This is a genomic window from Tepidimonas sp. HKU77, assembly GCF_049728535.1.
Classification (GTDB): domain Bacteria; phylum Pseudomonadota; class Gammaproteobacteria; order Burkholderiales; family Burkholderiaceae_C; genus Tepidimonas.
Genome location: NZ_CP187300.1, coordinates 2,145,960 through 2,165,683 on the forward strand (window position 1 = coordinate 2,145,960; position 19,724 = coordinate 2,165,683).

Consider the following 19,724-nt stretch of genomic DNA (forward strand, 5'->3'; position numbering starts at 1 on the left):
AGCGCCGACTTTTGGGATTTGTCCGGCGGACAGGCCCGTTTTCGAACCACAGGAGCAATCATGGCAGTCAATGTCGAAACCCTGGACAAGCTCGAGCGCAAGATCACGCTTGAGCTGCCGCTCGAGGCGATCCAGAAAGAGGTGGACGCCCGTCTGAAGCGGCTGCAGCGCCAGGTCAAGATGGATGGTTTCCGGCCCGGCAAAGTGCCGTTGTCGGTGGTGGCGCAGCGCTACGGCTACTCGGTGCAGTACGAGGTGATGAACGACCAGGTCGGGCAGGCGTTCAATGCCGCGATTGCCGAGGCGCAGCTGCGCGTCGCGGGTCAGCCCCGCATTAGCGAGAAGGACGGCGCGCCCGAGGGGGTGGTGGCGTTCGAGGCGGTGTTCGAGGTGTTTCCCGAAGTCAAGCTCGGCGACCTGTCGGCGGTCGAGCTCGAGAAGCTCGAGGCCGAGGTAGACGAGGCCGCGATCGAGCGCACGCTGGAGATTTTGCGCAAGCAGCGCCGCACGTTCACCCCGCGCGCCGAGGGCGAAGCCGCGCAGAATGGGGATCGCGTGACGATCGACTTCGAGGGCAAGATCGACGGCGAGCCGTTCGAAGGCGGCAAGGCCAGCGACTTCCGCTTCGTGCTCGGCGAGGGCCAGATGCTCAAGGAGTTCGAAGATGCCGTGCTGGGTATGAAGGTGGGCGAGTCCAAGACCTTCCCGCTCGCGTTCCCTGCCGACTACCACGGCAAGGAAGTCGCCGGCAAGACCGCAGACTTCCTGGTCACGGTCAAGGGTATCGAGCAGCAGCAGTTGCCGGAGATCGACGAGGCGTTCATCCGCTCGCTCGGCATCGAAGAGGGCACGATGGAGGCGCTGCGCGCCGACATCCGCCGCAACCTCGAGCGCGAGGTCAGGTTCCGTCTACAGGCGCGCAACAAGACGGCGGCGCTGGACGCGCTGGCCGCCGCGGCTGAGCTGGATTTGCCCAAATCGGCGATCGAGGCCGAGATCGACCGCCTGGTCGAGGGCGCGCGCAACGACCTCAAGCAGCGCGGCATCAAAGATGCGGACAAGGCCCCGATTCCGCGCGAGCTGTTCCAGTCGCAGGCCGAGCGCCGTGTGCGCCTGGGCCTGGTGGTGGCCGAGCTGATCAAGGCCAACGATCTGCGCGCCACGCCCGAGCAGATCGACGCGCACCTGCGCGAGCTGGCGGCCTCCTACGAGTACCCGGAAGAGGTCGTGCGTTGGTACCAGTCCAACCCCGAGCGCATGGCCGAGATCGAGGCCATCGTGCTGGAAAACAACGTGGCCGACCATATCTTCAGCCAGGCCAAAGTGACGCCCAAACGCATCGACTTTGCCGAGCTGATGGGCCAAGGCTGACGCGTCGACGGTGCTGGCGCACGCCCCTCGTGGGGGGGGCGGCGATAGCGGTGGAGGGCGGACGCGGTCCGCCCTTTTCGTTGGGTCCGCATCGCAAAGTGCCGGGAGCGGTTACAGTAAGACCCCGAACACCCTCTTCGACTTTCTCGGAGCGAAACGACGCATGAGCGCATTGGATGCAAAGAACCTAGGCCTGGTCCCGATGGTCATCGAGCAATCGGGCCGGGGCGAGCGCGCCTACGATATCTACTCCCGCCTCCTGAAGGAGCGGGTCGTCTTTCTGGTCGGCCCGGTCAACGACCAAACGGCCAACCTGGTGGTCGCCCAGTTGCTGTTTTTGGAGAGCGAAAATCCCGACAAGGACATTTCGCTCTACATCAACTCGCCGGGCGGCTCGGTCAGCGCCGGCATGGCGATCTTCGATACCATGAACTTCATCAAGCCCGACGTCTCGACGCTGTGCATCGGCATGGCGGCCAGCATGGGGGCGTTCCTGTTGGCGGCGGGTGCCAAGGGCAAGCGCTTCGCCCTGCCCAACTCGCGCGTCATGATCCACCAGCCGCTGGGCGGGGCGCAGGGCCAAGCGACGGACATCGAAATCCACGCGCGCGAGATTCTGCGCCTGCGTGCCGACCTCAACCGTATCTTGAGCGAGCGCACCGGCCAGCCGCTGGAGAAAATCGAGCGCGACACCGAGCGTGACTACTTCATGTCGGCGACCGAAGCGGCGCAGTACGGCTTGGTCGACAAAGTCATCGACAAGCGCGCCTGATACCGCCGTCCCCGCCATCCCATCCAACGCTACGCAAGGCAACGCACCACCCATGGCCGAGAAAAAAGGCAGCCGCGACAAGACCCTGTATTGCTCGTTTTGCGGCAAGAGCCAGCACGAGGTCAAAAAGCTCATCGCAGGGCCATCGGTCTTCATCTGCGACGAGTGCATCGACCTGTGCAACGACATCATCCGCGACGAGACGGCCGGCACCGAGCTGGGCGCGCCAACCGTCACCGACACGCTGCCCACGCCGGCCGAGATCAAGGCCCACCTGGACCAGTATGTGATCGGGCAGGAAGCCGCCAAAAAGACGCTGGCGGTGGCCGTGTACAACCACTACAAGCGGTTGCGCCACAACGATGAAGTGAAAAAGAGCGGCGTCGAGCTGGCCAAAAGCAACATTCTGCTCATCGGCCCCACCGGTTCGGGCAAGACGCTGCTGGCGTCCACACTGGCGCGCAAGCTCGACGTGCCGTTCGTGATGGCCGACGCCACCACGCTGACCGAGGCCGGTTACGTGGGCGAGGACGTGGAAAACATCATCGCCAAGCTGCTGCAGACGTGTGACTACGACGTGCAAAAAGCCCAGCGCGGCATCGTCTACATCGACGAGATCGACAAAATCACGCGCAAGTCGGAAAACCCCTCGATCACGCGCGATGTCTCGGGCGAGGGGGTGCAGCAAGCGTTGCTCAAGCTGATCGAGGGCACGGTGGCCAGCGTGCCGCCCCAGGGCGGTCGCAAGCATCCCAACCAGGACATGCTGCAGGTGGACACGACCAATATCCTGTTCATCTGCGGTGGCGCCTTTGCGGGGTTGGAGAAGATCATCGAGCAGCGCACCGAAGCCTCGGGCATCGGGTTTGGCGCGGCGGTGCGCAGCAAGCGCGAGCGCCCGGTCACCGAGCTGTTTGCCCAGGTGGAGCCGGACGACCTGGTGCGCTACGGGTTGATTCCTGAGTTGGTGGGTCGCCTGCCGGTCGTCACCGCGCTGGCCGAGCTGACCGAAGACGCGCTGGTCGATATCCTGACCGTGCCCAAGAACGCGGTCGTCAAACAATTTGCCGAACTGTTTGCGATGGAGGGGGTCGAACTGGAAGTGCGACCCGCCGCCCTGCGAGCGATCGCGCGCAAGGCGCTGCAGCGCAAGACCGGCGCGCGCGGCCTGCGCTCGATCCTCGAGCAGGCGCTCATGGATACCATGTTCGAGTTACCCAGTCTGCGCAACGTCGAGCGCGTGGTGGTGGAAGAAGCCACCATCACCGAGGGCAAGGCCCCGTTGCTCGTCTACCGCGAAGCGGCCAAGCAGGCCTGAGCGCGTATCCCGGCGCCGGGCGCACGGGGCGCTTGAAGTCCGGCTTCGCCGCCCCCAACTGTGCCGCGAGAAAGGAACCCTTCCATGTCCGGACAAACCCCGCTTCCCCCCCAGCCCGTCGAGCTGCCGCTGTTGCCGCTGCGCGACGTGGTGGTATTTCCCCACATGGTCATCCCGCTGTTCGTGGGGCGGCCCAAGAGCATCAAGGCGCTCGAGGCCGCGATGGCGCACGAGCGGCGCATCGTGCTGGTGGCCCAAAAGACCGCGGCCAAGGACGAGCCCAAGCCCGGTGACCTGTTCGAGATGGGGTGTGTGGCCAGCATCCTGCAAATGCTCAAGCTGCCCGACGGTACCGTGAAGGTGCTGGTCGAGGGGGTGCAGCGCGCCAAGGTGCTGCAGGTCGAGGAGGGCGAAGCGCACTTTTCGGCCAACGTGCTGCCGGTCGATGCCGAGGCGGAGCAGCGCGGGGTGGACCCGACCGAGCTCGAGGCGCTGCGCCGCGCCGTGATGCAGCAGTTCGACCAGTACGTCAAGCTCAACAAGAAGATTCCGGCCGAGATCCTGACCTCGATCGCCAGCATCGACGATCCGGGGCGGCTGGCCGACACCATCGCGGCGCACCTGCCGCTCAAGCTCGAGGCCAAGCAAAGCGTGCTCGACCTGGAGCAACTGGTGGCGCGGCTGGAAAACCTGTTCGCGCAGCTCGAGGCCGAGGTCGAGATCCTCAACGTCGACCGGCGCATCCGCGGGCGCGTCAAGCGCCAGATGGAGAAGAACCAGCGCGAGTTCTACCTCAACGAGCAGGTCAAGGCCATCCAGAAAGAGCTCGGTGAGGGCGAAGAGGGCGCCGATCTGGAGGAACTCGAGAAAAAAATCAAGGCCGCGCGCATGCCCAAGGAGGCGCGCAAGAAAGCCGAAGCCGAGCTCAAGAAGCTGCGGCTGATGTCGCCCATGTCGGCCGAGGCCACCGTGGTGCGCAACTACATCGACGTGCTGGTCAACCTGCCCTGGAGCAAAAAGACCAAGGTGCGCCACGACCTGGCGTATGCGGAGGAGGTGCTCAACGCCGACCACCACGGGTTGGAGAAAGTCAAGGAGCGCATCCTGGAGTACCTGGCGGTACAACAACGGGTGGATAAGGTCAAGGCGCCCATTCTGTGTCTCGTGGGCCCGCCGGGCGTGGGCAAGACATCGCTGGGCCAGTCCATCGCGAAGGCCACCGGGCGCAAATATGTGCGCATGGCGCTGGGCGGCATGCGCGACGAGGCCGAAATCCGAGGCCATCGCCGTACCTACATCGGCGCCTTGCCCGGCAAAGTGTTGCAAAACCTCACCAAGGTGGGGGTGCGCAACCCGCTGTTCTTGCTCGACGAGATCGACAAGCTGGGCATGGACTTCCGCGGTGACCCGGCGTCGGCCCTCCTGGAGGTGCTCGATCCCGAGCAGAACCACACCTTCCAGGACCACTACGTCGAGCTCGACTTCGACCTGTCGGACGTGATGTTCGTGGCCACGTCCAACTCGCTCAATATCCCGCCGGCGCTGCTGGACCGCATGGAGGTCATCCGCCTGTCGGGCTACACCGAGGACGAAAAGGTCGCCATCGCGCTGCGCTACCTGCTGCCCAAGCAGCGCGCCAACAACGGGGTCAAGGACGACGAGCTGGAGGTGACCGAGGCCGCGGTACGCGACATCGTGCGCTACTACACACGCGAGGCCGGTGTGCGCGCGCTGGAGCGCGAAATCTCGCGCATCTGTCGCAAGGTGGTCAAGGGGTTGCTGCTGGGCAAGATGCAAAAGCCCGTCGTCGTCACGCCAGACAACCTGGCCGACTTTTTGGGCGTGCGCAAATACACCTATGGCCGCGCGGAACAGCAAAACCAGGTCGGCCAGGTGGTGGGCCTGGCATGGACGGAGGTGGGGGGCGATCTGCTCACCATCGAGGCGGCGATCATGCCGGGCAAGGGCAACGTCATCCGCACCGGTTCGCTGGGTGACGTGATGAAAGAGTCGGTCGAGGCCGCGCGCACCGTGGTGCGCAGCCGCTCGCAGCGGCTGGGCATTCCCGACGAGATGTTCGAGAAAAAGGATATCCACATCCACGTGCCCGACGGTGCCACGCCCAAGGATGGCCCGAGCGCGGGTATTGCGATGACGACGGCCATGGTGTCGGCGCTGACCGGCATCCCGGTGCGGGCGGACGTCGCCATGACGGGCGAGATCACGCTGCGCGGCGAGGTCACGGCCATCGGTGGCCTCAAAGAGAAGCTGCTGGCTGCGCTGCGTGGCGGCATTCGCACCGTGCTCATCCCCGAGGACAATGTCAAAGACTTGGCCGAGATCCCCGACAACGTCAAGCAAGGGCTGGAGATCGTGCCGGTGAAGTGGATCGACCGCGTGTTGGAGTTGGCGCTGGAGCGCATGCCGCAGCCGCTGCCGGAAGCGGTGCCAGCAGTGGTCGAGCCCGCGGCAGCCGGGGTCGAGCCACCGGCGGTCACGCATTGAGCGGCGCCGACCCCGCATCAGAAGCGGCCGATTTTTGGTATAGAATAATGGCTTCAGACGGCGCGACGACAACGTCGCTGAAGTTTGAAAATCCTGCGGGAATAGCTCAGTTGGTAGAGCGCAACCTTGCCAAGGTTGAGGTCGCGAGTTCGAGACTCGTTTCCCGCTCCAGATTTTGGGTCGCTGGGTATTCAGTGGCTCCAACCGGCGGTCTGCCGGGTAGAACCGGTCACGGCGCGGTAGCAAAGCGGTTATGCACCGGATTGCAAATCCGAGTAGGTCGGTTCGACTCCGGCCCGCGCCTCCAAGATCGGTCACGGCCTGTTGGTGACGGGTCGTGCCAGGCGGGAATAGCTCAGTTGGTAGAGCGCAACCTTGCCAAGGTTGAGGTCGCGAGTTCGAGACTCGTTTCCCGCTCCATCGTTGGATGCAAAGGCAAGTCAGGTGGCTTGCCTTTTTTCTTTGGCTTTGGGGCCACCGCGGGCCCCGTGGCACCTCAGTTCGAACGGGATTTTTGCGGCACACGCGCGACCCGTGTCGCGGGCGGGCGCGCCTGAGCAGGCGCCTTGGCCTGCGTGCGTCGGGCTTTGTCACTGGCGCGCGCCGTCGCGTTCCGGGTGGCTGGGCGCGCCACCGGCACCTGGATTTCCAGCGTCTGACCTGCGCGCAGGCGCGCGTTCGGGGCCAAGCCGTTCCACGCCACCAGATCCGCCGCCCGCACCCGGTGCCGTTGGGCCAGGCTGGCGATGGTGTCGCCCTTGCGCGCCTGGATGCGGACCGTGCGGGTGGCAGGCCGATCGGGCGCGAGCATCAGCTGCCCATGGTCGGCGAGTTGCTCGGGTACGTCGCGGTCGAGCTTGCCTTCGCGTGGCACCAAAATCGTGGAGCCCGCTTTGAGTCGCATGCGCGGTGGGATGCGATTGGCTTGGCGCAGCGCGGCCTCGTCCCAGCCCACCTGCTGCGCTGCCTGGGCGGGGCTCATGTCGCGCGGCACGCGCCACGCGGTCCAGCTGGCCAGTGGCCCCTGGTGACGCGCCAGCCGTTCGGTGAAGCGCAGCGCGTTGTCCCACGGCAGCAAGATCTCAGGTGTGCCCGCCGCCATGATCACCGGTTTGTTGTGCGCGGGGTTGAGCGTGTGGAAGTCGGCTTCGGAGACGTCGGCCAGCCGGGCGATGAGCGCGACATCGATGTCGCGCTCGATGCGCACGGTGTCGAAAAACGGGTGGTTGCCGATCGTGGGCAGTGCCACGTGGCGTTGCCCTCGTGCCCGCACCAGGTTTTTCATCGCCTGCAGCTTGGGCACGTAGTGACGGGTCTCATCCGGCATGCGCAGATCGAGGTAGCCGGTCGGCAGGCCCGCGGCTTGGTTGCGGCGGATGGCGCGTTGCACGTTGCCCTCGCCCCAGTTGTAGGCGGCCAATGCCAGATGCCAGTCGCCAAACATACGGTACAGCCGCTCGAGGTAGTCCAGCGCGGCGCGGGTCGATGCCAGCACGTCGCGTCGGTCGTCGCGAAACGCGTTTTGCTTCAGGTCGAAGTGCTTGCCGGTGGCCGGCATGAACTGCCACATGCCGGCTGCCTTGGCGTGCGAGACCGCCTGCGGGTTGAAGGCGCTCTCGATGAAGGGCAGCAAGGCAAGCTCTAGCGGCAGGTCGCGGCGCTCGATCTCCTCGACGATGTGAAACAGGTACTTGCTCGCGCGGTCGGCCATGCGCTGCAAATAGTCGGGGCGGCTGGCGTACCAACGCTCCCATTGCGCCACGCGCTCGTCGTCCAAATCGGGCATCGCAAAGCCGTTTTCCATGCGCTGCCAAAGGTCGGTCGGGGCGACGACCGGGGCCACGGGTTGCACGCTCGGCACGGGGGCAACCGCCACGGGTTCCGCGGAAGGCGCGTTGGCTGTCCCGCTCGTGCGGCCGCCGTCCGTCACGGCGCCAGCCGGGCCACTGCCGCGGGTGGCGGGTTCGCTGATGGGAGAGACCGGGGTACCGACCCCGGTCGTCACGGGGCGGGAAGGCGCGCGGTCCTGCGGGGTGGCGGTGGGCGGTTCGACCGTGGGCAGGGTGCCGCACGCCGTGAGCGTCAGTGTGGCCAGGAGCGAAACGAGTCTTCGTAGAACCGTCATGGAGCAATGTGTCGAGAGGAGGCGCAGCGGCGCATGGTCGAGCGCTGGTGCGGCGCGCGCGGTCAGCGAAAACCGTCTTTCCAGCGGCGCAGCGCGGCGAATACGGCGACATCCGTGTCGGCCGCGGGTTCCCGTTGCTGGACCGCGCGGCGCACGCCGGGTTCCCGGCAGCGCAAAAACGGGTTGATGTGGCGCTCCGTGCCTAGCGTGCTCGGCAGCGTCGGCGCACCTGCGGCGCGGCGTGCCTCGCACCAGACGGTGTGGGCGGCGAGTGCCGTATTGTCCGGCTCGACCGCGCGCGCAAAGCGCAGGTTGGACAGGGTGTACTCGTGGGCGCAGCAGATCCGGGTGTCGTCGGGTAGCGCCGCCAGGCGGTCCAGCGACGCCAGCATTTGCGCGGGCGTTCCCTCGAACAGGCGCCCGCAGCCGGCGGAAAACAGCGTGTCGCCGCAGAACAGCCACCGCGGCGTGCCGGGTGGTCCGTCGTTGACGTAGGCGATGTGACCGGCGGTGTGGCCGGGCACGGCGAGGACGCGCCAAGCCTGACCGAGGGCAGGCACGACGTCGCCGTCGTGCAGTGGCTCGACCGGGCCCGGCAGGGATTCGCCAGCGGGGCCCAGCACGCGGCAGCCAGTGGCGGCACGCAGTGCCGCGACGCCCCCAACGTGGTCGGCGTGGTGATGGGTCAGCAAAATGCCCTGCAGCCGAAGGCTGCGCTGGGCGAGGGTTCGTTGTACCACGGCGGCATCGCCAGGATCGACGACCCAGGCCGTCTGCCCATCGTGCAGCAGCCAGATGTAGTTGTCCTGGAAGGCGGGCAGGGCCTCGACGCACAAGGCTTCGTCGCGGGAGGGGCCGCCACACGGTACCATCGTCATATGGCGATGATAGCCGGCGATGATGCCTTGGTCGATCGTTTCGTGGACGCGCTGTGGCTGGAGGACGGTCTGGCCGAGCGCACGCTGGCCGCGTACCGCAGCGATGTGCAAGCGTTCGGGCAGTGGCTCGCGGCATCTGGCCGGGGGCTGCTGCAGGCGGGCCCGGCCGAGTTACAGGCCTACATGGCGCAGCGCCTGCCGGGCAGCCGGGCCAGTTCCAGCAACCGCCGCCTGTCGGTTTTCCGGCGCTTTTACCGTTGGGCGGTGCGTGAGGGTCTGCTGCAGGCCGACCCCACGCTGCCGCTGCTGTCGGCCAAGCGGCTGATGCGCGTGCCCAAGACCCTCACCGAGGCACAGGTGGAGGCGTTGCTTGCTGCGCCCGACGTGTCCCAGCCACTGGGCCTGCGCGACCGAGCGATGCTGGAGCTGATGTATGCCACCGGGCTGCGCGTGAGCGAACTGGTGGCGCTGCGGCTGTTCGAGGTGAGCCTGGCCGACCAGGTGCTGCGCACCACGGGCAAGGGCAGCAAGGAACGGCTGGTGCCTTTTGGCGACGTGGCCGCCGATTGGGTGCGCCGCTATTTGGCTGAGGCACGACCGGTGCTGATGAGCGGGCGCACGGGGGACGACGTGTTCGTCACCGAGCGCCACGGGGCGGCCATGAGCCGGGTGATGTTCTGGATGCTGGTCAAGCGCTACGCGCGCGCGGCGGGGATCGTGGCACCGTTGTCGCCGCACACACTGCGCCATGCCTTCGCGACGCACCTGCTCAACCACGGGGCCGACCTGCGGGCGGTGCAACTGTTGCTGGGGCACACCGACATCTCGACCACCACCATCTACACGCACGTCGCGCGCGAGCGCCTGCGTGCCTTACACGCACGCCACCACCCGCGCGGTGGGGGCTGAACCCCTTGGCCGGTCAGACGGCCTGCTCCAGATAGGCCAATTCCTCTGCGCTGAAGCCTGCCCGCGCACGCGCCTCGGTGTTGTACGGGGGTTTCAGGCGCGGCGCGCGGTAGGTGCGCACCAAGTGCCGGTAGTGCGCCACCGGCTCTAGCCCCGCCTGCACGCATAGCCAGCGGTACCAGTGGTTGCCGATCGCGACATGGCCGACCTCGTCGTGCAGGATGATGTCCAAAACGGCACACGTCTGCGGCGCGCCGGGGGTGGTGGCACGCCGCAGCTTGGCTTGAATCAGCGGCGTCGCATCCAGCCCACGCGCCTCCAGCGTGCGCGGCACCAGCGCCATGCGCGCCACGATGTCCCCTGCGGTTTGCTCGCACATAGTCCACAGCCCATCGTGCGCGTCGAAGTCGCCGTAGTCCCAGCGCGAACCGCCTGGGTGGGGGAGTGTGCGTAGATGGTCGCGCAGCAGCGTGAAGTGGTGCGCCTCTTCGGCGGCCACGCGCAGCCAGTCCTGGTAGAACGCCAGCGGCAGCCGGGCGAAGCGCCACACCGCGTCCAACGCCAGGTTGATGGCGTTGAACTCGATATGGCAAATGGCGTGCAACAGCGCGGCGTGGCCCTCGAGGGTGAAGGGCGAGCGAGTCGGCACCGAACCCGGTGCGATCAAGTGCGGCCGCGCCGGCCGGCCCGGCAGCGGTCGGTCGGGGGGTGGGGTCAGGGTGGCATCGGGGTCGATCCCCAGCGGTGCGTCGCCTGCCTCACCCGCCGTTGCCCCCGGGGCGATGCGCTCGTCCCACGCGCGCCACAGGCGCTGCACCTGCGCCACTTTGGCGTCGGGGTCGGTCTCGGTCAACGCCTGCAGGGCCTGGGCGCGCAGCTCCATACGGGGGTGGGCAGTGGACGGCGGCGGGCGCATCCGTACAATTGTAGTGATGAGCATTTATCGACTCGACGATCTCGTGCCTGACGTCCACCCGTCGGCGTTCGTGGCCGACACCGCCGCCGTCATGGGGCGTGTCAAACTGGCCGAAGACACGAGCGTGTGGTTTGGCGCTGTGTTGCGTGGCGACACCGACCCCATCGTCGTGGGGCGCGGCAGCAACATCCAGGACGGCAGCGTGCTGCATGCGGACATCGGCTACCCGCTCACGATTGGCGAATACGTGACCGTGGGGCATCAGGTCATGCTGCACGGCTGCACGATCGGGGACGAGTCGCTGATCGGCATTGGGGCCGTGGTGCTCAACGGGGCGCGTATCGGCCGGCACTGCTTGGTCGGGGCGGGGGCCCTGGTCACGGAGGGCAAGGAGTTCCCCGATGGATCGATGATCCTGGGTAGCCCCGCGAAGGTGGTGCGTCAGCTCACGCCCGAGCAGATCGAAGGCTTGCGCTGGAGCGCGCGCCACTATATCGAAAACGCGCGGCGCTTTGCCAGCGGTCTGCAGCGCATCGGGTGAAGGCGTCGCCGTGTCCGAATTGCATAAGTTTTTGTTCGACGGCGTCCCCGTGCGCGGCGCCTTGGTGCGCCTGACCGACGACTGGCAGGCGTTGCTGCAGCGGCGGGCGTCGGCGGGGGGCTATCCCCCGCCCGTGACCGAGCTGTTGGGTGAGATGACGGCCGCCGCCGTGCTGCTGCACAGCAACATCAAATTTGCCGGCGCGCTGGTGCTGCAGATTCTGGGGGATGGGCCGGTCAAAGTGGCCGTGGCCGAAGTGCAGCCCGACATGGCGTTTCGCGCCACCGCGACCGTGCGCGGCGAGGTCGCGTCAGAGACGCCGTTGTGGCAGATGGTCAATCCGCTGGGTCAGGGGCGGTGCGTGATCACGCTCGACCCGCGCGAGCGCCAGCCGGGACAGCAACCCTACCAGGGGGTCGTGCCGCTCCATGACGCCACGGGGCGCCCGCTGCCGCGCCTGAGCGATGTGATCGGTCACTACATGCGCCAGAGCGAGCAGCTCGACACGCGGCTCGTGCTCGCCGCGGACGAGACAGTCGCCGCCGGCTTACTGATCCAGCGCATGCCGGCGACCGGGGAGGCGAATTTGGCGCGCACCTCGGCCGTGGTCCACGAGGAGGACGCGTTCGACGCCAACGAGGACTTTCACCGCATCGCTACGCTGGCCAGCAGCCTGACACCCGAGGAGTTGCTGCGACTGGACGCCGACCGCATTCTGCACCGGCTGTTTTGGCAAGAAAATCTGCTGCGGCTGGCGCTGCCCGCGTCCGCGGCGCATCCGCGTTTTGCCTGCACCTGCTCGCGCGAGCGGGTGGCGGCCATGCTGCGCGGTCTCGGGATAGCCGAGATCGAATCGATCCTGGCCGAGCGCGGCGAGGTCGATGTCGGTTGCGATTTTTGCGGGCAGCACTACCGGTTCGATCCGGTGGACGCCGCGCGCCTGTTTTTGACGCAGGAGCAGCAGCCGCCGTCGTCGGCGCGCATACAGTGAGGGAGCTGCTCAGGGGTGCCGGTGCGCGCCGCGGTCAGCGTGGCGCTGCGGCCGATGAATCGGCCGCGGGTGTTGGGCGGGTGGCGCCGGGGCCTTGAATCTGCACGAAGATCTCGTTGGGTTTGACCAGCCCTAACTCCTGCCGGGCGATTTCTTCCACCGTCTCTAGCCCCTCGCGCAGGTCCTGCACTTCCGCTGCCAGGCGCTCGTTGCGCAGGCGAGCCTGTTCGTTGGCCTGCTCCTGCTCGGCCAGCTCACGGCGCAGCGCGTCGACCTGCGAGACGCTGCCGCGGCCCCACCAGATATGCCCGTGGATCACGGCCAGCAGCACAACCAACACCGCCGTGACCCAGTGGGCGCGCATGGTGGGGGGCAATCGGATCAGCGCAGGTTATAAAACACGTCCCGACCGGGATAGACGGCCACGTCGCCCAGATCTTCTTCGATACGCAGCAGCTGGTTGTACTTGGCCATGCGGTCGCTGCGGCTCATCGAGCCGGTTTTGATCTGGCCCGCGTTGGTGCCGACCGCGATGTCGGCGATCGTGCTGTCCTCTGTTTCGCCGGAGCGGTGGCTGATGACGGCGGTGTAGCCCGCGCGCTTGGCCATCTCGATGGCGGCAAACGTCTCGGTCAGCGTGCCGATCTGGTTGATCTTGATCAGGATCGAGTTGGCGATCCCTTTTTGGATGCCTTCTTTCAAAATCTTGGTGTTGGTGACGAACAGGTCGTCGCCAACCAACTGGACCCGGCGACCCAGGCGCTCGGTCAGCAGCGCCCAGCCGTCCCAATCACCTTCGCCCATGCCGTCTTCGATGCTGATGATGGGGTACTTGTCGCACCAGGTGGCCAGGATGTTGGTCCACTCGGCGGCACTGAGCACCAACCCTTCGCCCGCGAGGTGGTACGTCTTTTGGCCGTCTGGGCCGCTCTTGCAGAATTCGCTGGCGGCGCAGTCCAGGCCAAGCGCGATCTGCGCACCTGCGGTATAGCCAGCCTTGTCGATGGCTTCCAGGATGAGCTGGATGGCGGCTTCGTGGTTGGCCACGCTGGGCGCAAACCCCCCTTCGTCGCCGACGGCGGTACTCATGCCGCGGTCGTGAATGATCTTTTTGAGGGCGTGAAAGACCTCCGCGCCCCAGCGAATCGCCTCGCGGAAGCTGGGCGCCCCCACCGGCAGGATCATGAATTCCTGCAGGTCCAGGTTGTTGTTAGCGTGCGCGCCGCCGTTGATGACGTTCATCATGGGCACGGGCATTTGCACTGCCGAGCTGCCGCCGAAGTAGCGGTACAGCGGCAGGCCCGACTCTTCGGCCGCGGCACGTGCCACCGCCATCGACACGGCCAACATCGCGTTGGCCCCCAGGCGGCTTTTGTTTTCGGTGCCGTCGAGGTCGATCAGGGTTTTGTCCAAAAAGGCCTGTTCGCTCGCGTCCAGGCCGAGCACCGCTTCCGAGATTTCGGTGTTGATGTGCTCGACCGCCTTGAGCACGCCCTTGCCGCCGTAGCGGGTCGGGTCGCCGTCGCGCAGCTCGATCGCTTCGCGGCTGCCGGTGGAGGCACCGGACGGTACCGCCGCGCGGCCCATCACGCCGGACTCCAACAGCACGTCGCACTCGACGGTGGGGTTGCCGCGGCTGTCCAGAATCTCGCGGCCGACGATGTCAACGATTGCACTCATGGGTTGCCTTTGCTCGATGTGAAAAACCAGAAAACGTCAAATGCCCTCGACGCAGACCATGCGCATGATGGCGGCTCCGGCACGCGCCTCGCGCGCGCGCCGGTATTCGGGCGAGTCGTGAAACGCGCGCGCCGCCTCGAACGAGGGAAACCGCAGCACCACCGTGCGGCCGGGGCTCCAGTCGCCTTCCAGCACTTCGACGCGGCCGCCTCGCACCAGCACCTCGGCGCCGTGCACTTGAATCGCGGCCGTGGACCAGCGCTTGTATTCCTCGTACTGCTCGGGGTTGGTCACCGTGACCGAGGCGATGATATAGCCGCAAGGCATGAAAATCTCCTAATTTATCTTCTTCACTCGACTCACCAATTGCTTATGATTTTGTAAGCGTCGGCTAAACGGTCTCCATATCGTTTGAGCCATGGCGGTGGGTTTCGTGGGTCAACCGATATCCAGAAAGTGTCGCTTCCTCTAGCTCCGGTATGTTGGGGTGTTACCCCGATCACATGTTTTTTCAATGTCTCTTTAGAAATCACCCAACAGTGAGCATCTAATGGGGAAATCCCAAGGCAAAATACAAAATCATAATTTTGATCCCTGATCTGTTGGAACTTATATATACCTGTTTCCCAGAGGGTGGAGAATTTTATCTCGACTAGTTTGTTTTCAATAATTCTATCGGCTTCCGAGCTACTACTTCTGTTTACATTGAATCCTTTTGCGGCGCACCAGCCTGCCACTAGCTGCTCACCAATTTTTCCAACCTGTCGTGATGGTCTTGATTTAATCCATCCAAAGGGACTCCTCGCCCACGGATCATCTTCCTGGTTGTTTACGTAGTCTGGCTTTATTGCTTCTGCAATACTAGCTAAAAGGCGAACTTCGGGGTCTGATGGGTAGGTGTGCATTTAACGCTCCTCCTCTGTGGTAAAAAGTTCACGATTCTGGCGAGTAACCTTGTTTGGGCTAAATCCAATCCATTGGATTTCATCAAATTTTTCGAATCTTCTTGACATTGTTTGTAGAGCATCAAGATTATTGTCAACTAGTATAAACCTTCTCCCAAGCTCTATAGCTGCATGTCCCGTCGTTCCGCTTCCAGCGAAAAAATCTAAGATTATGCCGTTCGGTGGTGATGACGCCTGAATCATTCGTCGTATTATTCCTAGTGGTTTTTGGGTTGGATAACCAGTTTTTTCTTTTCCGTTTGTTGGGACTATCGTGTGCCACCATGTATCAGTTGGTAGTTTTCCGCGAGCTGCCTTTTCAGGTCCAACTAGCGAAGGGGCCATATAAGGAATTCGCTCGACTTGTTCGGAATTGAATAGGTGTCTGCCCCGTTTTTTTGCATAAAACAGTATATTATCATGCTTTGGTGGCCACCTGTCTTTTGGTCGGCCACCGTAATCATATGCCCAAACGATCTCATTTAAAAATTGTTCTCTTCCGAAAATTTGATCTAGAAGAACCTTGCAATAATGCGCCTCTCTGTAATCGATATGGAAGTAAAGTGAGCCGTGTTCTGCCAAAACTCTGTGCGCCTCTGTAAGACGCGGTTCAAGGAAGGCTATATAGTCGTCAAAAATATCTTTGAATTTCATTGTTCCTATTTCAATGGTTTTGTAGCGCCTACCTTGAAAACCTATTCTATCCCCATTGTTCGTTTGCTGTACCGTTATTTGCGTTCTCGTCTGGTTTTTTCCGGTATTGAATGGCGGATCAATGTAAATCATATCTATTGACTCTGATGGTAATTTTCTTAGGACGTCGAGATTATCGCAGTAAAAAATGAGCCCGCGTGCGTCAAAATTTGTTTGAATCATGACTTTATCCGGTTTTCCAGAAAACCCTGCCGTTTGGTGACCTGGTCGAGCGCGACCAAGGTCTCCAACAGGGCCCGCATGTGCTTCAGGGGCACGGCATTCGGCCCATCCGACAGCGCCTGCGCGGGGTTGGGGTGCGTCTCCATGAACAGGCCGGCGATGCCGACGGCCACCGCCGCCCGCGCCAGCACCGGCACGAACTCGCGCTGGCCGCCGCTGCTGGTGCCCTGGCCACCGGGCAGCTGCACCGAGTGCGTGGCGTCGAACACGACGGGCGCGCCCGTCTCGCGCATGATGGCCAGACTGCGCATGTCCGACACCAGGTTGTGATAACCGAAGCTCACGCCGCGCTCGCAGGCCAGAAAGCGGTCTTCGCTCAGACCCGCCTCGCGCGCGGCGGCGCGCGCCTTGTCGATGACGTTTTTCATGTCCTGGGGTGCCAGGAACTGCCCTTTTTTGATGTTGACCGGTTTGCCGCTTTGCGCCACGGCACGGATGAAGTCGGTCTGGCGGCACAGGAATGCCGGCGTCTGCAGCACATCCACCACCGCAGCCACCTCGGGCACCTCGGCCTCGGTGTGTACGTCGGTCAGGACCGGCACACCGACGTCGCGCCGCACGCGTGCCAGAATCTCCAGCCCGCGCTCCCGCCCCGGACCACGGTATGACTGGCCACTCGAGCGGTTGGCCTTGTCGTAGCTGCTCTTGAAGATGAAGGGGATGCCAAGCTCGGCCGTGATGGCCTTGAGCTCGCCGGCCACGTCCATCTGCAGCTGCTCGCTCTCGACCACGCAGGGCCCAGCGATCAGAAAAAAAGGCCGGTGCAGGCCGACCTCGAATCCGCACAGATTCATGCCGATGCGACCTCCGGGGTGGTTTGTGGCGCGCGCTGCTGCTGGTGCCGCAGCGCCGCCGCGATGTAGGCGTTGAACAGCGGATGCCCGTCCCAGGGGGTGGACTTGAATTCGGGGTGGAATTGCACCCCCATGAACCACGGGTGTACGTCCTGCGGCAGCTCCACGATTTCGGTGAGTTGCTCGCGCTGGGTGAGGGCCGAAATCACCAACCCCGCCTGACGCAGCCGGTCCAGGTATTGGGTGTTGGCCTCGTAGCGGTGGCGGTGCCGTTCGGTGACCACCGGGCCGTAGATTTGGTAGGCGAGTGTGCCCGGCAGCACGTCGGCGCTTTGCGCCCCCAGCCGCATGGTGCCGCCCAGGTCGGTGTTGGCGTCGCGCTTTTGCAGTGTGCCGTCGGCGTCGAGCCATTCGTCGATGAGCGCGATCACCGGGTGCGGGGTGTGCGGGTCGAACTCGGTGGAGTTGGCGCCCTCCAGTCCCGCCACATGGCGCGCAAACTCAATCGTCGCCACCTGCATCCCTAGGCAAATGCCCAGGTAGGGCACGCGCTGCTCGCGCGCGTAGCGCGCGGCGCGGATCTTGCCCTCCACACCGCGCTTGCCAAAGCCACCCGGCACCAGGATGGCGTCGAAGCCACCCAGGCGCTCGGCGACTTTGTCGTCGTCCAGCGTTTCCGAGTCGATATAGGTGATGGCCACGCGCACGTGGTTTTTCAGGCCGGCGTGGCGCAGCGCCTCGTTGAGCGACTTGTAGCTGTCGGACAGGTCCACATACTTGCCGACCATGGCGATGCGCACCTCGCCCTGCGGGTGCTCGACCTCGTAGACCAAGTCGTCCCAGCGCTTGAGGTTGGCCGGCGGGGTGTGCAGGCGCAGCTTGTCACAGATCAGGCCATCGAGCCCCTGCTCATGCAGCACGCGCGGCACTTTGTAGATGGTGTCCACGTCGGGCATAGAGATCACGCCCCACAGCGGCACGTTGGTAAAGAGGCTGATCTTTTCGCGCTCCTCGTCGGGGATGACGCGGTCGGCGCGACACAGCAGCGCGTCGGGCTGGATGCCGATCTCGCGCAGCTTTTGCACCGTGTGCTGCGTCGGCTTGGTCTTGAGCTCGCCCGCGGCGGCGATGTAGGGCACGTAGGTCAGGTGCACGAAGGCCGCGTTGTTGGGCCCCAAGCGCAGGCTCATCTGTCGCGCCGCTTCCAGAAACGGCAGCGACTCGATGTCGCCCACCGTGCCGCCGATTTCGGCGATCGCCACGTCCACCCCTTCGGCACCACGCTGGATGAAGGTCTGGATTTCGTTGGTGACGTGCGGAATGACCTGCACCGTCTTGCCCAGGTAGTCGCCGCGGCGCTCCTTCTCCAGCACGGACTTGTAGATCTGGCCCGTGGTGAAGTTGTTGCTGCGCTTCATGCGCGTGGTGATGAAGCGCTCGTAGTGACCCAGGTCGAGGTCGGTCTCGGCGCCGTCGTCGGTGACGAACACCTCGCCGTGTTGGAACGGGCTCATGGTGCCCGGGTCGACGTTGAGGTAGGGGTCGAGTTTGATGAGGGTGACGCGCAGGCCGCGCGACTCCAGCAGCGCAGCCAGCGACGCGGAGGCGATGCCCTTGCCCAGAGAGGACACCACGCCGCCAGTGACGAACACGTATTTGGTCATGACGTTGGGCGGGCCGATCCCGGCCCGTCTATGGAAAGGCCGATTATAAAAGCCGCTGCGGTGCTGCCAGCCCCTCGTGAGCTTGCCACGCATGGCCCGCGAGCAGGCTGTCAGCGGTATAGTGCGCTCGCATGAAAGAACTCGACGGCAAATCCATCGTCCTTGGTCTGTCTGGTGGCATCGCCTGCTACAAGTCGGCGGAGCTGTGCCGCCTGTTGGTGCGCGCGGGTGCCGCGGTGCAGGTGGTCATGACCGAGGCGGCGGCTCAGTTCATCACGCCGGTGACGATGCAGGCCCTGAGCGGCCGGCCCGTCGTCACCACGCAGTGGGACTTGCGCGAGCCCAACGCCATGGCCCACATCAACCTGGGGCGCACGGCCGACGCCATCGTGGTGGCGCCCGCCAGCGCCGACCTGATTGCCCAACTGGCGCAGGGCCGCGCGGCCGAGATTTTGACCCTGCTGTGCCTGGCGCGGCCCATCGAGCGCGTGCCGCTGCTGCTGGCGCCGGCCATGAACCGCGAGATGTGGGCCCATCCGGCCACACAGCGTAACCTGGCGCAGGTGCAGGCCGACGGGGCCACCGTGCTGGGCGTGGGGCAGGGCGAGCAAGCGTGCGGCGAGGTGGGCGACGGCCGCATGCTGGAGCCCGAGGAGATTCTGGAGGACGTGGTGGCGTGCCTCAGCCCCCAGGTGCTGGCTGGGCAGCGTGTGCTCATCACCGCCGGGCCGACGTTCGAGGCCATCGACCCCGTGCGCGGCATCACCAACCACAGCAGTGGCAAGATGGGCTTCGCGCTGGCGCGCGCCGCGCGCGAGGCGGGGGCCGACGTGACGCTGGTGGCCGGTCCGGTGCATTTGCGCACGCCACGCGGCGTGCACCGGGTGGACGTGCGGTCGGCGCAGCAGATGCTGGACGCGGTGCTGGCGCACGTGCACGAGGTCAACATCTTCATCGCCGCCGCAGCGGTGGCCGACTGGCGTCCGGCGCAGGCGGCCACGCACAAGCTCAAGAAAGACGGCAGCGGGCAGCCACCGGCACTGACGTTCGTGGAAAACCCCGACATCCTCGCTACCGTGGCAGCCTCACCCCGGGCGCAGCGTGGCGAGTTGTATTGCGTGGGTTTTGCTGCCGAAAGCCACGACGTGCTGGCCCATGCCCAGGCCAAGCGGGTACGCAAGGGCGTGCCGCTGCTGGTGGGCAATATCGGCCCCGCCACTTTTGGGCGCGACGACAATGCGTTGTGGCTGGTGGATGAGCGCGAGACGGTGGAGCTGCCACCCGCCAGCAAGATCGCGCTGGCGCGGCAGTTGGTGCGCGAGATCGCGCGCCGACTCGGCACCGACGCCGGCGCGGGAGATCGCGGCCAGTAGGGGCTGC

At 65.0% G+C, this 19,724-nt stretch carries 18 protein-coding genes and 3 tRNA genes; 11 read left to right on the forward strand and 10 right to left on the reverse strand.

From position 1 onward, the window contains the following. Positions 1 to 60 precede the first annotated feature (60 nt). From tig to ACPP3B_RS10390, 7 genes are all read left to right on the forward strand, one after another. Positions 61 to 1,371 (forward strand): trigger factor, encoded by a 1,311-nt coding sequence (gene tig, locus ACPP3B_RS10360; RefSeq protein ID WP_424858934.1) that lies wholly within the window; start codon positions 61 to 63, stop codon positions 1,369 to 1,371. A 163-nt stretch (positions 1,372 to 1,534) separates the two neighbouring features. Next, positions 1,535 to 2,143 carry an ATP-dependent Clp endopeptidase proteolytic subunit ClpP gene (gene clpP, locus ACPP3B_RS10365; protein WP_299020038.1) on the forward strand — a complete coding sequence of 203 codons (609 nt, stop codon included), beginning with the start codon at positions 1,535 to 1,537 and terminating at the stop codon, positions 2,141 to 2,143. A gap of 52 nt (positions 2,144 to 2,195) precedes the next feature. Further along, positions 2,196 to 3,461, forward strand: coding sequence for an ATP-dependent Clp protease ATP-binding subunit ClpX (clpX, locus tag ACPP3B_RS10370; RefSeq protein WP_424858935.1), 1,266 nt, complete (start codon positions 2,196 to 2,198; stop codon positions 3,459 to 3,461). An 84-nt stretch (positions 3,462 to 3,545) separates the two neighbouring features. Further along, positions 3,546 to 5,966, forward strand: coding sequence for an endopeptidase La (gene lon, locus ACPP3B_RS10375; protein WP_299020034.1), 2,421 nt, complete (start codon positions 3,546 to 3,548; stop codon positions 5,964 to 5,966). 95 nt (positions 5,967 to 6,061) lie between these two features. Continuing rightward, a tRNA-Gly gene (locus tag ACPP3B_RS10380) sits at positions 6,062 to 6,137 on the forward strand. 62 nt (positions 6,138 to 6,199) lie between these two features. Then, a tRNA-Cys gene (locus ACPP3B_RS10385) sits at positions 6,200 to 6,273 on the forward strand. 37 nt (positions 6,274 to 6,310) lie between these two features. Continuing rightward, positions 6,311 to 6,386 (forward strand) — tRNA-Gly (locus ACPP3B_RS10390). 76 nt (positions 6,387 to 6,462) lie between these two features. Here ACPP3B_RS10390 and ACPP3B_RS10395 read toward each other — a convergent pair. Further along, positions 6,463 to 8,091 carry a transglycosylase SLT domain-containing protein gene (locus tag ACPP3B_RS10395; RefSeq protein ID WP_424858936.1) on the reverse strand — a complete coding sequence of 543 codons (1,629 nt, stop codon included), beginning with the start codon at positions 8,089 to 8,091 and terminating at the stop codon, positions 6,463 to 6,465. A 62-nt stretch (positions 8,092 to 8,153) separates the two neighbouring features. After that, complete coding sequence (gene gloB, locus ACPP3B_RS10400) at positions 8,154 to 8,969, reverse strand: hydroxyacylglutathione hydrolase (RefSeq protein WP_424858937.1); 816 nt, start codon at positions 8,967 to 8,969, stop codon at positions 8,154 to 8,156. Here gloB and xerD point away from each other — a divergent pair, their 5' ends adjacent. After that, the gene (gene xerD / locus ACPP3B_RS10405; protein ID WP_424858938.1) at positions 8,970 to 9,878 is read left to right on the forward strand and encodes a site-specific tyrosine recombinase XerD; all 909 of its coding nucleotides are present in this window, start codon (positions 8,970 to 8,972) and stop codon (positions 9,876 to 9,878) included. It begins immediately after the preceding gene. A gap of 13 nt (positions 9,879 to 9,891) precedes the next feature. Here the strand turns inward: xerD and ACPP3B_RS10410 are convergent, their stop codons facing one another. After that, entirely contained in the window at positions 9,892 to 10,761 is an 870-nt protein-coding gene (locus ACPP3B_RS10410; protein WP_424860182.1) for a ferritin-like domain-containing protein, read from the reverse strand. Positions 10,762 to 10,810: 49 nt separating this feature from the next. On the opposite strand from ACPP3B_RS10410, the gene ACPP3B_RS10415 reads away from it, so the two are divergent. Together ACPP3B_RS10415 and ACPP3B_RS10420 are read left to right on the forward strand one after the other, a co-directional pair. Then, positions 10,811 to 11,335 (forward strand): gamma carbonic anhydrase family protein, encoded by a 525-nt coding sequence (locus ACPP3B_RS10415; RefSeq protein ID WP_299019346.1) that lies wholly within the window; start codon positions 10,811 to 10,813, stop codon positions 11,333 to 11,335. Positions 11,336 to 11,345: 10 nt separating this feature from the next. Further along, entirely contained in the window at positions 11,346 to 12,326 is a 981-nt protein-coding gene (locus ACPP3B_RS10420) for an Hsp33 family molecular chaperone HslO (RefSeq protein ID WP_424858939.1), read from the forward strand. A 34-nt stretch (positions 12,327 to 12,360) separates the two neighbouring features. On the opposite strand, the gene ftsB is transcribed toward ACPP3B_RS10420, so the two are convergent. The 7 genes from ftsB to ACPP3B_RS10455 are packed head-to-tail and all read right to left on the reverse strand — an operon-like array spanning position 12,361 to position 18,344. Next, a complete protein-coding gene (gene ftsB, locus ACPP3B_RS10425; protein ID WP_424858940.1) occupies positions 12,361 to 12,690 on the reverse strand; it encodes a cell division protein FtsB in 330 nt (109 codons plus the stop codon). 17 nt (positions 12,691 to 12,707) lie between these two features. Continuing rightward, positions 12,708 to 14,006, reverse strand: a complete 1,299-nt coding sequence (gene eno, locus ACPP3B_RS10430; protein WP_424858941.1) for a phosphopyruvate hydratase — start codon at positions 14,004 to 14,006, stop codon at positions 12,708 to 12,710. A gap of 36 nt (positions 14,007 to 14,042) precedes the next feature. Next, positions 14,043 to 14,333 carry a DUF1330 domain-containing protein gene (locus ACPP3B_RS10435; RefSeq protein WP_068609089.1) on the reverse strand — a complete coding sequence of 97 codons (291 nt, stop codon included), beginning with the start codon at positions 14,331 to 14,333 and terminating at the stop codon, positions 14,043 to 14,045. A 32-nt stretch (positions 14,334 to 14,365) separates the two neighbouring features. Beyond that, positions 14,366 to 14,911 carry a hypothetical protein gene (locus ACPP3B_RS10440; protein ID WP_156682282.1) on the reverse strand — a complete coding sequence of 182 codons (546 nt, stop codon included), beginning with the start codon at positions 14,909 to 14,911 and terminating at the stop codon, positions 14,366 to 14,368. Beyond that, positions 14,912 to 15,826, reverse strand: a complete 915-nt coding sequence (locus tag ACPP3B_RS10445) for a DNA-methyltransferase (RefSeq protein ID WP_082955504.1) — start codon at positions 15,824 to 15,826, stop codon at positions 14,912 to 14,914. Further along, complete coding sequence (gene kdsA / locus ACPP3B_RS10450; protein WP_068609091.1) at positions 15,823 to 16,680, reverse strand: 3-deoxy-8-phosphooctulonate synthase; 858 nt, start codon at positions 16,678 to 16,680, stop codon at positions 15,823 to 15,825. The genes ACPP3B_RS10445 and kdsA overlap by 4 nt, the downstream gene beginning before the upstream one ends. Further along, complete coding sequence (locus ACPP3B_RS10455) at positions 16,677 to 18,344, reverse strand: CTP synthase (protein WP_299019992.1); 1,668 nt, start codon at positions 18,342 to 18,344, stop codon at positions 16,677 to 16,679. The genes kdsA and ACPP3B_RS10455 overlap by 4 nt, the downstream gene beginning before the upstream one ends. 131 nt (positions 18,345 to 18,475) lie before the next feature. On the opposite strand from ACPP3B_RS10455, the gene coaBC reads away from it, so the two are divergent. Then, positions 18,476 to 19,717 carry a bifunctional phosphopantothenoylcysteine decarboxylase/phosphopantothenate--cysteine ligase CoaBC gene (gene coaBC, locus ACPP3B_RS10460; RefSeq protein ID WP_424858942.1) on the forward strand — a complete coding sequence of 414 codons (1,242 nt, stop codon included), beginning with the start codon at positions 18,476 to 18,478 and terminating at the stop codon, positions 19,715 to 19,717. Positions 19,718 to 19,724: the final 7 nt, after the last annotated feature.